General features: G+C 70.9%; 12 protein-coding genes. 2 read left to right on the top strand and 10 right to left on the bottom strand.

The window, feature by feature from the left end:
* Nucleotides 1-282, top strand: a 282-nt coding sequence (locus tag ACSDR0_RS23520; protein WP_435291033.1) for a hypothetical protein, incomplete at its 5' end; no start/stop codon positions are given.
* Between the two features lie 456 nt (nt 283-738).
* Here ACSDR0_RS23520 and tyrS read toward each other — a convergent pair.
* The 10 genes from tyrS to argC all read right to left on the bottom strand — a co-directional run bounded on the left by tyrS (nt 739) and on the right by argC (nt 11,765).
* Nucleotides 739-2,007, bottom strand: coding sequence for a tyrosine--tRNA ligase (gene tyrS / locus ACSDR0_RS23525; RefSeq protein WP_435291034.1), 1,269 nt, complete (start codon nt 2,005-2,007; stop codon nt 739-741).
* 168 nt (nt 2,008-2,175) lie between these two features.
* A complete protein-coding gene (locus ACSDR0_RS23530; RefSeq protein ID WP_435291035.1) occupies nt 2,176-2,826 on the bottom strand; it encodes a DNA-3-methyladenine glycosylase in 651 nt (216 codons plus the stop codon).
* Between the two features lie 339 nt (nt 2,827-3,165).
* A complete protein-coding gene (argH, locus tag ACSDR0_RS23535) occupies nt 3,166-4,563 on the bottom strand; it encodes an argininosuccinate lyase (protein ID WP_435291118.1) in 1,398 nt (465 codons plus the stop codon).
* A 62-nt stretch (nt 4,564-4,625) separates the two neighbouring features.
* A complete protein-coding gene (locus ACSDR0_RS23540) occupies nt 4,626-5,825 on the bottom strand; it encodes an argininosuccinate synthase (RefSeq protein WP_435291036.1) in 1,200 nt (399 codons plus the stop codon).
* A gap of 69 nt (nt 5,826-5,894) precedes the next feature.
* Complete coding sequence (locus tag ACSDR0_RS23545; RefSeq protein WP_435291037.1) at nt 5,895-6,401, bottom strand: arginine repressor; 507 nt, start codon at nt 6,399-6,401, stop codon at nt 5,895-5,897.
* Nucleotides 6,398-7,435 carry an ornithine carbamoyltransferase gene (gene argF / locus ACSDR0_RS23550; protein ID WP_435291038.1) on the bottom strand — a complete coding sequence of 346 codons (1,038 nt, stop codon included), beginning with the start codon at nt 7,433-7,435 and terminating at the stop codon, nt 6,398-6,400. Before argF ends, ACSDR0_RS23545 begins: the two co-directional genes overlap by 4 nt.
* Complete coding sequence (locus ACSDR0_RS23555; RefSeq protein ID WP_435291119.1) at nt 7,425-8,576, bottom strand: acetylornithine transaminase; 1,152 nt, start codon at nt 8,574-8,576, stop codon at nt 7,425-7,427. The genes argF and ACSDR0_RS23555 overlap by 11 nt, the downstream gene beginning before the upstream one ends.
* Nucleotides 8,577-8,632: 56 nt before the next feature.
* Complete coding sequence (argB, locus tag ACSDR0_RS23560; RefSeq protein ID WP_435291039.1) at nt 8,633-9,595, bottom strand: acetylglutamate kinase; 963 nt, start codon at nt 9,593-9,595, stop codon at nt 8,633-8,635.
* On the bottom strand, nt 9,592-10,746 hold the full coding sequence (argJ, locus tag ACSDR0_RS23565; protein ID WP_435291040.1) for a bifunctional glutamate N-acetyltransferase/amino-acid acetyltransferase ArgJ: 1,155 nt from the start codon (nt 10,744-10,746) through the stop codon (nt 9,592-9,594). The genes argB and argJ overlap by 4 nt, the downstream gene beginning before the upstream one ends.
* Nucleotides 10,743-11,765, bottom strand: a complete 1,023-nt coding sequence (argC, locus tag ACSDR0_RS23570) for an N-acetyl-gamma-glutamyl-phosphate reductase (RefSeq protein ID WP_435291120.1) — start codon at nt 11,763-11,765, stop codon at nt 10,743-10,745. Before argC ends, argJ begins: the two co-directional genes overlap by 4 nt.
* Before the next feature lie 270 nt (nt 11,766-12,035).
* On the opposite strand from argC, the gene ACSDR0_RS23575 reads away from it, so the two are divergent.
* Nucleotides 12,036-13,697 carry a class I adenylate-forming enzyme family protein gene (locus ACSDR0_RS23575; protein ID WP_435291041.1) on the top strand — a complete coding sequence of 554 codons (1,662 nt, stop codon included), beginning with the start codon at nt 12,036-12,038 and terminating at the stop codon, nt 13,695-13,697.
* The last annotated feature ends 86 nt before the right edge of the window (nt 13,698-13,783 follow it).

Genomic DNA, 13,783 nt, shown 5'->3' on the forward strand with positions numbered 1-13,783 from the left:
CATCCCCCACCACCACACAAGGCGGAAAAAGGAACGCAGTGGATGTTCAACCAAAGGAATCCGTCCCCCACCCCAAAGGGCAGGTTGAACGGGGTTGTGCATCATGCACTGGCTTTTAACACACTGTTGAGTTCTCAAGAAACGGACGCGTACACCATCACCCTGACCGGCCAGATCGGCCGACCCGAACTCCGGGGCGTTCCATTTCGTATTTCAACCTTACAAGCCTGTCAAGATTGTGTCAAATTGCTTGCTATCGGCTATTTGTCACAAAACCTGTAAACTTGCCAGGGTTTCCATCGCCCCGCTTCCGAGGCAACCCCATGAACCTACCGTGTCATCCGGGCCACAGCGAATCAACCGGTTTTCCGGCGACCTATGCGGGGTCCGAACGCTCAGGTTCGTTCAGGTGGAGTGGCCCTGGGCCCGTCCGCCTGTCGGCGTCCGGCTCGCTCCGGGGCATTGGAAACATTATGCGCCTCTCGGAACATCGTCAAATCAGTCGCGCTTGGCAAAACCGCAGGTCAGAGCGGTTTATTAAGGAAACGAGGGGCGTTCGCTACCGGAATGTTACGCGGTGAGACGGTTGACGCCCCGGCCGGAGCCGGGGCGTCAATCGTCCGGGACCATCGCGTTGACCTGTTCAAAGGCCGGGACGACGCGACAGACCGAAACGGCACGGCGAGCCCGAGGGACACCTGGGATCCAGGAGACCCGAGGAACCCGGACCCAAAAAGATCAGGCCGCGACGATCTCGACACCGCCGACGGAACGCTTGCCACGGCGCAGCACCAGGAAGCGTCCGTGGAGCAGGTCGTCGGCGGACGGCACGTACGCCTCGTCGGTGACCTTGACGTTGTTGAGGTAGGCGCCACCCTCCTTCACCGCGCGGCGCGCCTCCGACTTCGACTTGACCAGGCCACTCTCGGCGAGCAGGTCGACGAAGGACGCCCCCAGGGCGGGCACCTCCGCGCGCGGCACCTCTGCGAGGGCCTCCCCCAGCGTGCGCGCGGGCAGCTCCTCCAGGGAGCCCTGCCCGAACAGGGCCGCCGAGGCGGCGATCACCGCGGCGCACTCGTCGGCGCCGTGCAGCAGCGTGGTGAACTCCTCGGCGAGCGCCCGCTGCGCCTCGCGCCCGGCGGGACGGTCGGCGGCGGCCTTCTCCAGCCCCTCGATCTCCTCGCGGGACCTGAAGCTGTAGATCTTGAGGAACTTCACCACGTCACGGTCGTCCGCGTTCAGCCAGAACTGGTAGAACGCGTACGGGGAGGTCATCTCCGGGTTGAGCCAGACCGCGCCGCCGGCCGTCTTGCCGAACTTGGTCCCGTCGGCCTTGGTGATCAGCGGCACGGTGAGGGCGTGCACGTGGCCGCCCGTCACCCGGCGGATGAGGTCGGTCCCGGCGGTGATGTTGCCCCACTGGTCGCTGCCACCGATCTGGAGCGTGCAGCCGTAGCGCCTGTTCAGCTCCAGGTAGTCGTTGGCCTGCAGGATCTGGTAGCTGAACTCGGTGTAGCTGAGCCCGTCTCCGCCCAGCCGGGCCGAGACCGACTCGCGGGCGAGCATGCGGTTGACCGGGAAGTGCTTGCCGACGTCGCGCAGGAAGTCGATCGCGGACATGCCTTCCGTCCAGTCGAGGTTGCTGACGAGGATCCCGGCCGTCTCGTCCGAGAAGTCGAGGAACTTCTCCAGCTGGACGCGGATCCGCGCGACCCATTCGGCCACGACCTCGGAGGAGTTGAGCGAGCGCTCGGTGCTCCGGCCGCTGGGGTCGCCGATCAGGCCCGTCGCGCCGCCCACCAGGCCGACGGCCCGATGGCCCGCCCGCTGGAGGCGGGTGAGGGTCAGCAGCGGGACCAGGTTGCCGACGTGCAGGGAGGGGGCGGTCGGGTCGAAGCCGCAATAGACCGTGATCGGACCCTCGGCCATCGCCGCGCGCAGGGCGTCGATGTCGGTGGACTGCGCGATCAGGCCGCGCCAGGCGAGGTCATCCAGAATGTCGGTCACGATCCTTGCTTTCCAATGCTCGAAGTGACGTTTAGCGCTCCTGTACACCCTGCCCGATCACGGCACCGTCGCGCCACTCAAAACCCCTCGCGCACGAGACGACCGGCGAGAGGAGCCGCGAGAACCCGCGAACGGGCGGGGAAGGAGCGAGGACCGAGCACGCGCGGCCTACCGGCGGCGCGGAACGTGCGGGCGGTGGGGAGAGACCGTGGGCTCACCGTCGATCCAGAAGCGCCACGGCGTCTCCCTGCCCGACGAGACGCCGGTGCGCGGCCCCGACAGGATGGACGACGCCTTGGCGGGCTCCCCCTCGACCACGGAGAGTGATCCCGGGGCGCAGGCGTCGAGCCCGTTGTGCTCGCGGTTGAACCCGAGCGCCACCGCCAGCCGTGCCGGCCCCTTCGCGAGGTCGACCTCCCTGACGGGACGGGCGCTTCCCACGCTCCGGCGGGCCAGGGCGGTCTCGACCCCGGAGATCACCTCTCCGGCCCGCAGCAGCACACCGGAGCCGACCCCCTCGGGAAGGCACGTGAAGTTGGCGCAGAAATGCATGCCGTACGTGAAGTAGACGTACAGGTGGCCCGGCGGGCCGAACATCACCGCGTTGCGCGGCGTCCGGCCCCGGTAGGTGTGCGACGCGGGATCCTCACCCGGCACTCCGTACGCCTCGACCTCGGTGAGACGCAACGCGACCGGCCCGTGCAGGAGCACCCGCCCCAGCAGGTCGGGAGCGACCTCGTGGGTGGGCCTGTCGAAGAAGTCGCGTCTCAGCGGCGCGGACGCGGCGGGCAATCGCCCGCCGTGCTCGTCAGCGACCATGGCCCGAGGCTCCGGCGACCAAGCGGCTGTCACCCGATCCGCCGCCGGCCGATCGGGCACCGCCCACCCCTCCGGCGATCAGACGAGCCTCACCGACCGGGCGACCCTCAGACGGGCCCCCGCCGGCCGATCGAGCGCCACCCGGCCTCCCGACGACCAGGCGGGCATCGCCCACCCCTCCGGCGACCGGACGAGCCTCGGACGGACCCCCGGCGGCCGGGCGGACGTCACCGCGGCCCCGGCAGGCCGGACGGGCACCATTCGAACGCCTGGTGAACACGGGCCCGGCCGGACCGGGACCGCGCACCCCCACGATCTCGGGACGGCCGTCTTCGGGCATCAGCTTCCGCTCGCCCAGGCGGCCTGGGCGTCGACGATCTCCCGCAGCGCGATGAGCTGGTCACGGACCCGGTCGGGTGCCGTACCGCCGTGTGCCTTGCGGGCGGCCAGGGCGCCGGGCACCGAGAGGACCTCGCGGGAGTCGGGCGTGAAGTGCGGCGAGACCTTGGCCAGCTCCTCGTCGGTGAGCTCGCCGAAGTCCTTGTCGTTGACCTGGCACCAGACGACCAGGTGCCCGACCGCCTCGTGGGCCTCGCGGAAGGCGACGCCCCTGCGGACCAGCAGCTCGGCCAGGTCGGTGGCCAGCGCGAACCCGTCGGGGGCCGAGGCCTCCAGCTTGGCGGTGTTGACGCGCATGGTCGCGACGAGCCCGGCCATCGCGGGAAGGACGAGCAGCAGGCTGTCGACGGAGTCGAACACCGGCTCCTTGTCCTCCTGCAGGTCGCGGTTGTAGGTCAGCGGCAGGCCCTTGAGCGTCGTCAGCAGCGCCATGAGGTTGCCGATGAGACGGCCGCTCTTGCCCCGGGCGAGCTCGGCCACGTCGGGGTTCTTCTTCTGCGGCATGATCGACGAGCCGGTGGAGTAGGCGTCGTCCATCTCGATCCAGCGGAACTCCTGCGAGGCCCACAGGACGATCTCCTCGCCCAGCCGCGACAGGTGCACGCCGATCATCGCCGCGTCGAACAGGAACTCGGCGGCGAAGTCGCGGTCGGCGACGGCGTCCATCGAGTTGGGCGCGGCGGAGTCGAAGCCGAGCTCCCTGGCCACGGCCTGCGGGTCGAGCGGCAGGGAGGATCCGGCCAGCGCCCCCGCGCCCAGCGGGGAGACGGCCGCGCGCCGGTCCCAGTCGCGCAGGCGGTCGATGTCGCGGGCGAAGGCGTGCACGTGCGCCAGCAGCTGGTGGCCGAAGGACACCGGCTGGGCGTGCTGCAGGTGGGTCATGCCGGGGGCCGCCGTCTCGGCGTGCTCCTCGGCCTGGCTCATCAGCGCGGTCTCCAGCTCCACCAGCCGGGACACGATGTGCCTCACGTGGTCGCGGAGGTAGAGCCGCAGGTCGGTGGCGACCTGGTCGTTGCGGCTGCGACCGGCCCGGAGCTTGCCGCCGAGCGTGCCGAGACGTTCCAGCAGGCCGCGCTCCAGCGCGGTGTGGACGTCCTCGTCGGCGACGGTCGGCCGGAATTCACCCGCCTTGCAGGCGCGCTCCAGGTCCTCCAGGGCGCCGATCATCCGCGCCAGCTCGTCGTCGCTCAGCAGGTTCGCGCGGTGCAGCACCCGGGCGTGCGCGCGCGAGGCCAGCAGGTCGTACGGCACCAGCCGCCAGTCGAAGTGCACACTCACCGAGAGCCTGGTCAGCGCGTCGGCCGGACCTCCTTCGAACCGGCCGCCCCACAGCCGCATGGGCTTGCCACCATCAGTCACCGTTGTTCTCCCTCCCCATTCAATCCGCGACCTTAGCCCAATCAGACCAGCCGGGCGTCCCGGGCGGAGGCAATCTTGGAGGGCAGGCTCCACAGCTCGACGAAGCCCTTGGCGAGGGACTGGTCGAAGGTGTCGCCGGTGTCGTACGTGGCGAGGTTGAAGTCGTACAACGACGCCTCGGAGCGCCGCCCGGTGACGGTGGCCCTGCCGCCGTGCAGGGTCATCCGGATCTCGCCGGTGACGTGCTCCTGCGCCTCGGCGATGAAGGTGTCGAGGGCCTTCTTGAGCGGGGAGAACCAGAGGCCGTCGTAGACGAGCTCGCCCCAGCGCTGGTCCACCGACCGCTTGAAGCGGGCGAGGTCACGCTCGACGGTGACGTTCTCCAGCTCCATGTGGGCGGTGATCAGGGCGATGGCGCCCGGCGCCTCGTAGATCTCGCGGGACTTGATGCCGACGAGCCGGTCCTCGACCATGTCGAGGCGGCCGACGCCCTGGGCGCCCGCGCGGCGGTTGAGCTCCTCGATGACCTGGAACGGGGTGAGGTGGCGCCCGTCCAGCGCCACGGGGACGCCCTTGACGAAGCTGACGATGACCTCGTCCGCGTCGCGCGGCTGCGCCGGGTCGGCGGTGTAGGCGTAGACGTCCTCGATCGGGCCGTTCCAGATGTCCTCAAGGAAGCCGGTCTCGACTGCCCTGCCCCAGATGTTCTGGTCGATGGAGTACGGGTTCTTCGTGCTGGTCTCGATCGGCAGGTTCTTCTCCTCGGCGTAGGCGATCGCCTTGTCCCGGGTCCACGCGTAGTCGCGGGCGGGGGCGATGACCTTGAGCTCGGGGTACAGGGCGGCCAGGCCGGCCTCGAAGCGGACCTGGTCGTTCCCCTTGCCGGTGCAGCCGTGCGAGACGTGGGTGCCGCCGAACTCCTTGGCCGCGGCGGCCAGGTGCTTGACGATCAACGGCCGCGACAGGGCGGAGACCAGCGGGTAGCGGTCCATGTAGAGGGCGTTGGCCTGCAGGGCGGGCACGCAGAAGTCGGTGGCGAACTCCTCGCGGGCGTCCACGACGACGGACTCCACGGCGCCGCAGTCGATGGCGCGCTTGCGGATGGCCTCCATGTCCTCGCCGCCCTGGCCGACGTCGACGGCGACCGCGACGACCTCGGCACCGGTCTTCTCGGCGAGGAAGGGAATGGCTACGGAGGTGTCCAGGCCTCCGGAGAATGCGAGTACGACCCGATCGGTCATGATGGATATCTCCAAGATCTTGTTTGTCGCAGATGTCGGATGCTGCCGGGGATAGCCTGCCTGAGCAGGCTAAATACGTCGGTCGGCGTGCCGGAGCAGTCCCTCGGCGACCGCTGCCCCGCCCATCGGGTCGCGGCTGATGACGAGGATCGTGTCGTCTCCCGCGACCGTGCCGAGGATGGACTCCCAGTCGGCGTGGTCGATGGCGGAGGCGAGGAACTGCGCGGCGCCCGGCGGCGTACGGACGATGACCAGGTTCGCGGACGCCTCGGCGGAGACGAGGAGCTCCTCCGCGAGCCTGCCGAGCCTGGCGGCCGGAGACTCGCCGGTACCGAGCCTGGCGAGCCTTATCCGGCCGCCGCCCTCCCCCGGCAGGGCGTAGACCAGGGAGCCGTCCTCGGCGCGCAGCTTGAGCGCGCCGAGTTCGTCCAGGTCGCGCGAGAGGGTGGCCTGGGTGACCTCGACACCGCTCTCCAGCAGGAGCTTGGCCAGCTCGGGCTGGGACCTGACCGGCTGCCGCTGCAGGAGATCGGCGATCCGTGCCTGGCGGGCGACCTTGGTCATCGGGATCGTCATCTGGATCCCTCGCCTCCGGGCGTGTCGTCGCCCGTGGGGCTCTCCCCCGGAGAGCTTTCCGGCCCGGCATCCGGGGAGGCGTCCCGGCCCGCCACCGACACCAGCCAGTGCAGCAGGGCCTTCTGGGCGTGCAGCCGGTTCTCCGCCTGGTCCCACACCAGGCTCCGCGGGCCGTCGAGCACCTCGGCGGAGATCTCCAGGTCGCGGTAGGCGGGCAGGCAGTGCAGGACGACGGCGCCGGGAGCCGCCCGGCTCACCAGCGCGGCGTTGACCTGGTACGGCATGAGGTCGGCGATCCGCTGCTCCTTGCCCTCCTGGCCCATGGAGACCCAGGTGTCGGTGGCGATCACGTCCGCGCCCGCGGCGGCCTCGGCCGGGTCGGTGAGGACGGCGACCGACCCGCCGGTCTCCGTGGCGATCTCGCCCGCCCGCCGGAGGATCTCCGGGTCGGGCAGGTATCCGGCGGGGGCGGCGACCCGCACGTGCATGCCGGCGACGGCCCCGCCGAGCAGGTAGGAGTGGGCCATGTTGTTGGCCCCGTCGCCGAAGTAGGCCAGGGTGAGCCCCGCGGTCCCGCCGAAGTGCTCCCTGACGGTCTGCAGGTCGGCGAGGATCTGGCAGGGGTGGTACTCGTCGGTGAGGGCGTTGACCACCGGCACCGAGGACGCCGAGGCCATGGCCTCGATCCTCTCCTGGCCCGAGGTGCGCCACACGATGGCGCCCACCTGGCGCTCCAGGACCCGGGCGGTGTCCTCGATCGACTCACCCCGGCCCATCTGGGAGGATCCGGCGTCGATGATCAGGGGGAGGCCGCCGAGCTCGCCGATGCCGACCGCGAAGGAGATGCGGGTGCGGGTCGACTGCTTGTCGAAGAGGACGGCGACGGTCTGCGGGCCCTCGAAGGGGCGGTAGCCGTAGCGGTCCTTCTTCACGGCCTCGGCCAGGTCGAGGACCTGGGCCTGCTCCGCGGGCGAGAGGTCGTCGTCCTTCAGGAAGTGCCTGACGTGTGCCTGTCCGGCGAGGTTACTGGGCATCTGCGGCCTCGTCGAGGATCGCGGGAAGCGTGGCCACGAAGGCCGCCACCTGGGCGGAGGTGATCACCAGGGGGGGTGCGAGCCGTACCGCGTCGGGCTGGAGGGCGTTGACCAGAAAGCCCGCGCGCTGTGCGGCGGCCTGGACCTGCGCGGAGCGGTCGGCGGTCAGCACGAGGGCCCGCCACAGGCCGCGGCCGCGGACGCCGGCGAGCAGCGGGTGGCCGATCGCGGCGATGCCCTCGGCGAGTTCGGCGCCGACGATGCGGACGTGCTCCAGCAGGCCGTCCCCGTCGATGGTGTCGAGCACGGCGAGCGCGGCGGCGGCCGAGACGGGGTTTCCGCCGAAGGTGGACCCGTGGTCGCCCTGGGCGAAGACGGTGGCCGCCGCGCCGAAGCCGACGCAGGCGCCGATCGGCATGCCGCCGCCGAGGCCCTTGGCCAGGGTGAGCACGTCGGGCAGGATGCCGTCGTGCTGGTGGGCGAACCAGTGCCCGGTGCGGCCGATCGCCGACTGGATCTCGTCGGCGACCAGCAGCGCGCCGGTGAGGTCGCAGATCTCCCTGGCGGCCGTGAAGTAGCCCGCGGGCGGGGGCACGATCCCCGCCTCGCCCTGGGTGGGTTCGAGGAAGACCGCGGCGCACTCGGCGGTGACCGCGCTCTTGAGCGCGTCGGCGTCACCGTATGGGACGAAGCGGACATCGATCGGGAACGGGCCGAACTGGTCGCGGATGGCGCGCTTGCCGGTCAGGGCGAGCGCGCCGAGGGTACGGCCGTGGAAGCCGTTCTCCGCGGCCACGAAGTAAGTGCGGCCGTTCGACTTGCCGTACTTGAGGGAGAGCTTCAGCGCGGCCTCGTTGGCCTCGGTTCCCGAGTTGGCGAGGAACACCTTGGCCGGGGCCCCGAGCAGGCCGAGCAGGCGCTCGGCGAGCAGCACCTCGGGCTCGTGCAGGAAGAGGTTGCTGGTGTGGGCGAGCGTGGCGACCTGCCGGGAGACGGCCTCCACCAGGGCGGGGTGGGCGTGGCCGAGCGAGCTGACCGCGATGCCGCCGATCAGGTCGAGATACTCGCGGCCGTCGACGTCCCAGACCCTGCTGCCCTCGCCTCGGGCCAGCGCCACCGGGGGCACGCCGTAGTTGGGCATGAAGGCGGCCTCGAAGCGCCTGGCGAGCGCCTCTCCTGCGGGTCGTTCCTGCGGGCTCACTGGTCGTTCCCCTTCAGCTGGGCGGGGGCCTCGGGCCGCCGCCTGACCGGATCGGGCGCGGCCGCCGCCTCGGGGGCGTCGGGCAGCACCATGGTTCCTATGCCCTCGTCGGTGAAGATCTCCAGCAGCACCGAGTGGGGCACCCTGCCGTCGAGCACGTGGGCCCGCGGCACGCCGCCCTGGATGGCGGTCAGGCATGCCTCCATCTTGGGGATCATGCCGCTGGACAGGCCCGGCAGGAGCTTCTCCAGCTCGGTGGCGGACAGTCGCTCGATGATCTCGTTCTCGCCGGCGCCGGGACGCCAGTCGCGGTACAGGCCCTCGACGTCGGTCAGGACGATCAGCTTGGACGCCTGGAGCGCCACGGCGAGCGCGGCGGCCGCGGTGTCGGCGTTGACGTTGTAGACGGTGCCGTCGTCGCTGCGCGCGACCGAGGAGATCACCGGGATCCGCCCGTCGTCCAGCAGCGCCCGCACGGCTCCGGCCTCGACCTTGACGATGTCGCCGACCTGGCCGATGTCGACGCCGACGCCGTCGACGACGGCGTGCTTGCGCACGGCGGTGAACAGGTGGGCGTCCTCGCCGGACATGCCGATCGCGAACGGCCCGTGCCGGTTGATCAGGCCGACCACGTCGCGGTTGACCTGGCCGACGAGGACCATCCTGACGACCTGCATGGCCTCGGGAGTGGTGACCCTGAGGCCGGCGGTGAAGGTGGACTCGATGCCGAGCAGGTCGAGCTGGGCGTTGATCTGCGGTCCTCCCCCGTGCACGATCACCGGCCTGAGCCCGGCGTAGCGCAGGAAGACGACGTCGGCGGCGAACTTCTCGCGCAGGTGCTCCTCGGTCATCGCGTTGCCGCCGTACTTGATGACGACGGTCGCGCCGTGGAAGCTCGCGAGCCAGGGCAGTGCCTCGATCAGCGTGGCGGCCTTCGTCAGGGCCTCGGCGCGTCTCATGAGGAGTACGCCGAGTTCTCGTGGACGTACGCCGTGGTGAGGTCGGTGGTGTGGATCGTCGCCGAGTGCGGTCCCGCCGACAGGTCGATGGTGATCGTCACCTCGCGCGGGGTGAGGTCGACCTTGGAGCGGTCGTCGCCCGCGGCGCCGCCCCTGCAGATCCAGATGCCGTTGATGGCCACGTTGAGCCGGTCGGACTCGAAGACGGCGTCGGTGGTGCCGACGGCCGACAGCACCCGGCCCCAGTTGGGGTCCTCGCCGTAGATGGCGCATTTGAAGAGGTTGGAGCGGGAGACGGCGCGGCCGACGGTGACCGCGTCGTCCTCGGAGACGGCGCCGACGACCTCGATGGCGATGGCCTTGGAGGCGCCCTCCGCGTCCATCAGCAGCTGGCGGGCGAGGTCCGCGCAGACCGCCAGCAGGACCTGCTCGAACTCGGCGAGGTCGGGGACGGTTCCCGAGGCGCCGCTGGCCAGGAGCAGCACGGTGTCGTTGGTGGACATGCAGCCGTCGGCGTCGAGCCGGTCGAAGGTGACCCGCGTCACCTTGCGGAGCACCGCGTCGAGTTGCTCGGCGGGCAGGTCCGCGTCGGTGGTGATCACCGACAGCATGGTGGCGAGACCGGGGGCCAGCATGCCCGCGCCCTTGGCCATGCCGCCGACCATGTAGCCGCCCGCGCCCTTCTTGAAGGAGATCTTCGAGACGGTGTCGGTGGTGCGGATGGCGTCGGCGGCGGCCAGGCCGCCGTCCCTGGCGAGCTGGGAGACCGCGAGGTCGACCCCGGCCAGCAGCGGGTCCATCGGCAGCCGCTCGCCGATCAGGCCGGTGGAGCAGACCGCGACCTCCCCCGCCGAGTCTCCCAGGGCGCCGGCGACCTTCTCCGCGGTGGCGTGGGTGTCCTGGAAGCCGAGCGGCCCGGTGCAGGCGTTGGCGCCGCCGGAGTTGAGGACGACGGCGTGGACCCGGCCGCCGGCCAGCACCTGGGCGGACCACAGGACCGGCGCGGCCTTCACCCGGTTGGCGGTGAAGACCCCGGCGGCGGCGCGCGAGGGGCCGTCGTTGACGATCAGTGCCAGGTCGCGGTCGGCGCTGGACTTGATCCCGGCGGCGACACCCGCCGCGCGGAAACCGAGAGGGGCGGTCACGCTCATGGGGCGACTCCGTTGAGAGGAAGGCCAAGCTCTTCCGGCAGGCCGAGGGCGAGGTTGGCACTCTGGATCGCGCCTCCGGCCGTGCCCTTGGTGAGGTTGTCGATGGCGACGACGGCGACGACGCGGCCCGCGCGCTCGTCCAGGACGACCTGGAGGGCGGCGGTGTTGGCGCCGAGGGTCATCGAGGTCGCGGGCCACTGGCCCTCGGGGAGCAGCCGCAGGAACGGCTCGTCCTTGGTGGCGGCCTCGTAGGCCTCGCGCAGGACCGCCGGGGTGAGGCCGGGCCTGGCGCGGGCGGTGCAGGTGGCGAGGATGCCGCGGCTCATCGGTGCCAGCACGGGAGTGAAGGAGACGGTGACCGGCTCACCCGCCAGCGGGGAGAGGTTCTGCTCCATCTCCGGGGTGTGCCGGTGGACGCCGCCGACGCCGTACGCGCTGGCGGAGCCCATCACCTCGCTGCCCAGGAGGTTCGGCTTGGGCGCCCTGCCCGCCCCGCTGGTGCCGCTGGCCGCGACCACCACCACGTCGGGCTCGACGAGCGAGGCGGCGAAGGCCGGGAACATGGCCAGGGTGACGGCCGTCGGGTAGCACCCCGGCACGGCGATCCTGCGGGTGGCGCGCAGCTCCTCGCGCCGTCCAGGCAGCTCGGGCAGCCCGTACGGCCAGGTGCCCGCGTGGACGCCGCCGTAGAAGTGCTCCCAGGCGGCGGGGTCGGTGAGCCGGAAGTCGGCGCCGCAGTCGACCACGAGGGTGCCGTCGCCGAGTTGCTCGGCGACGGCGGCCGACTGGCCGTGCGGCAGGGCGAGGAAGACGAGGTCGTGGCCGCCGAGGGTCTCGGGAGTGGTCTCCAGCAGGATCCTGTCGGCCAGCGGGGCCAGGTGTGGCTGGTGGGCGCCGAGAGCGGTGCCCGCGCTCGAGGCCGCGGTCAGCGCGCCGATCTCGATGCCGGGGTGGGACAGCAGCAGGCGCAGGAGCTCACCTCCGGCGTAGCCGCTGGCACCCGCGATCGCCGCTCTCATCCGTCCCCCCGATGTCTGCATGTTCATGCACTGTTACTCATGGACTTACTAGAAAGATTATGCATCGAGAAGGATTGCCATGCAAGCCGATAGGACAACGGGTTCCAACGCCTAGAAATGCCCTACCCAGTCGGAAACACCGCGAAAATCGCGCTTCGCGGCTTGTGAATGCGGGCACGAGTTCATCGGCCATGTTTCGGTACTGTTGCACGTACCTACCGGTCGGTATCGTGACGTTTCCGGTCCCTCAGCCTCCGGGAGTACGAACGTATGACTGTCACCCACGACCAGGTCCAGGCCCAGCTCACCGGCCCGGGGCAGCTTTTCGAGACGGAAGAGGTCCCCAGCCACGGCGGGACCGTCAAAACCTGGAAGCACGCGCCCCGCGACTTCCGGGCCCTCCTCGAGACGAGCAGGTTCCACGGCGACAAGGTCTTCCTGACGTACGAGGACGAGCACATCACCTATGAGGAGCACTTCCGGCGGGCCGCCACGCTCGCGCGGCGCCTGGTGGACGAGTACGGCGTGGTCAAGGGCGACCGGGTGGCCATCGCCATGCGCAACTACCCCGAGTGGGTGATCGCCTTCTCGGCCGCGCTGGCCGCCGGGGCGATAGCCGTGCCGCTCAACGCGTGGTGGACCCCGCAGGAGCTGGAGTACGGGCTGTCGGACTCGGGGGCCAAGGTGCTGATCGCCGACGGCGAGCGGGCGGCCGGGCTGACCGGACCGGGCCCGGCGCTGATCGTGACCCGCGGCGAGGCGCCCGAGGGCGCCCGCTCCTTCGAGGACGTGATGGGCGAGGTGGAGGCGGACGTGACGCTGCCGCCGGTCGAGCTCTCCCCCGAGGACCCGGCGACGATCTTCTACACCTCCGGCACCACGGGCCGGCCCAAGGGGGCGCTCGGCAGCCACCGCAACCTCGGGCAGTCGCCCATGACCGTCGCCTACAGCCTGTACCGCAGCGTGATCAAGGCGGGCAAGGACCCGGGCGAGGCGGCCGGGCAGCGCCGCGTCACCCTGCTCACCGTGCCGCTCTTCCACGTCACCGGCTGCTTCGCGGTGATGACCACCACCATGTTCACCGGGGGCGGCCTGGTGCTGATGTACAAGTGGGACCCGGGCCGCGCGCTGGAGCTGATCGAGCGCGAGAGGATCACCGGGCTCACCGGCGTGCCCACCAACGTCTGGCAGCTCCTGTCGCATCCCGACCTGGGCAAGTACGACATCTCCAGCCTCAGCGGCCTCGGGTACGGCGGCGCCCCCGCCCCGCCGAAACTGCTGGAGCGCATCACCGAGCAGCTGCCCGACCGCGCCCCCTCCAACGGGTACGGCATGACCGAGACCACCGCGCTCGTCATCAGCAACGCAGGAGCCGACTACCTGGCCAAACCCGACAGCATCGGCCTGCCGATGGCCGTGGTCGAGGTGAAGATCGCCGACCCGCTCGGCGGCGAACTGCCGGTCGGCGCGGTCGGCGAGCTCTGCCTGCGCGGCCCCAACGTCATCCTGGGCTACTGGAACCGGCCGGAGGCCACCGCGGAGACCTTCGTCGGCGGCTGGCTGCACACCGGAGACCTGGCCAGGGTGGACGAGGAAGGGTTCGTGTTCATCGTGGACCGGGCCAAGGACATGGTCATCCGCGGCGGCGAGAACGTTTACTGCGCCGAGGTCGAGGCCGCCCTGTTCGAGCACCCGGCGGTCGAGGACGCCGCGGTGATCGGGATTCCCCACGACGAGCTGGGCGAGGAGGTCGGCGCGGTGCTCCGGCTGTCGTCCCCGGTGAGCGACGAGGAGCTGCGGGCCTTCCTGCGCGAGCGGATCGCGGCCTTCAAGGTACCGATCAGGTTCTGGGTGCGCGAGACGGAGCTTCCCCGCAACCCCGGCGGCAAGATCCTCAAGACCCGGCTGCGCCAGGAGGTCCTGGGCCCCTGACGCCCGCCGGACGACGCTCCACCCCGTCGCCGTCGCCCCGCAGGCACCCGGCGCCGGGGAGCGGCTCCCACCCCCGGCCCCGCGGG

The organism is Streptosporangium sp. G11 (assembly GCF_051192615.1).
Taxonomy (GTDB): Bacteria; Actinomycetota; Actinomycetes; order Streptosporangiales; family Streptosporangiaceae; genus Streptosporangium.

Bases quoted from the DNA above. Each gene is read 5' to 3' on its own strand.
- ACSDR0_RS23530 (WP_435291035.1), bottom strand. From the start codon at position 2,826: ATGGTCGCTGACGAGCACGGCGGGCGATTGCCCGCCGCGTCCGCGCCG.
- argH (WP_435291118.1), bottom strand. From the start codon at position 4,563: ATGCGGCTGTGGGGCGGCCGGTTCGAAGGAGGTCCGGCCGACGCGCTG.
- ACSDR0_RS23540 (WP_435291036.1), bottom strand. From the start codon at position 5,825: ATGACCGATCGGGTCGTACTCGCATTCTCCGGAGGCCTGGACACCTCC.
- ACSDR0_RS23545 (WP_435291037.1), bottom strand. From the start codon at position 6,401: ATGACGATCCCGATGACCAAGGTCGCCCGCCAGGCACGGATCGCCGAT.
- argF (WP_435291038.1), bottom strand. From the start codon at position 7,435: ATGCCCAGTAACCTCGCCGGACAGGCACACGTCAGGCACTTCCTGAAG.
- ACSDR0_RS23555 (WP_435291119.1), bottom strand. From the start codon at position 8,576: ATGCCCAACTACGGCGTGCCCCCGGTGGCGCTGGCCCGAGGCGAGGGC.
- argB (WP_435291039.1), bottom strand. From the start codon at position 9,595: ATGAGACGCGCCGAGGCCCTGACGAAGGCCGCCACGCTGATCGAGGCA.
- argJ (WP_435291040.1), bottom strand. From the start codon at position 10,746: ATGAGCGTGACCGCCCCTCTCGGTTTCCGCGCGGCGGGTGTCGCCGCC.
- argC (WP_435291120.1), bottom strand. From the start codon at position 11,765: ATGAGAGCGGCGATCGCGGGTGCCAGCGGCTACGCCGGAGGTGAGCTC.
- ACSDR0_RS23575 (WP_435291041.1), top strand. From the start codon at position 12,036: ATGACTGTCACCCACGACCAGGTCCAGGCCCAGCTCACCGGCCCGGGG.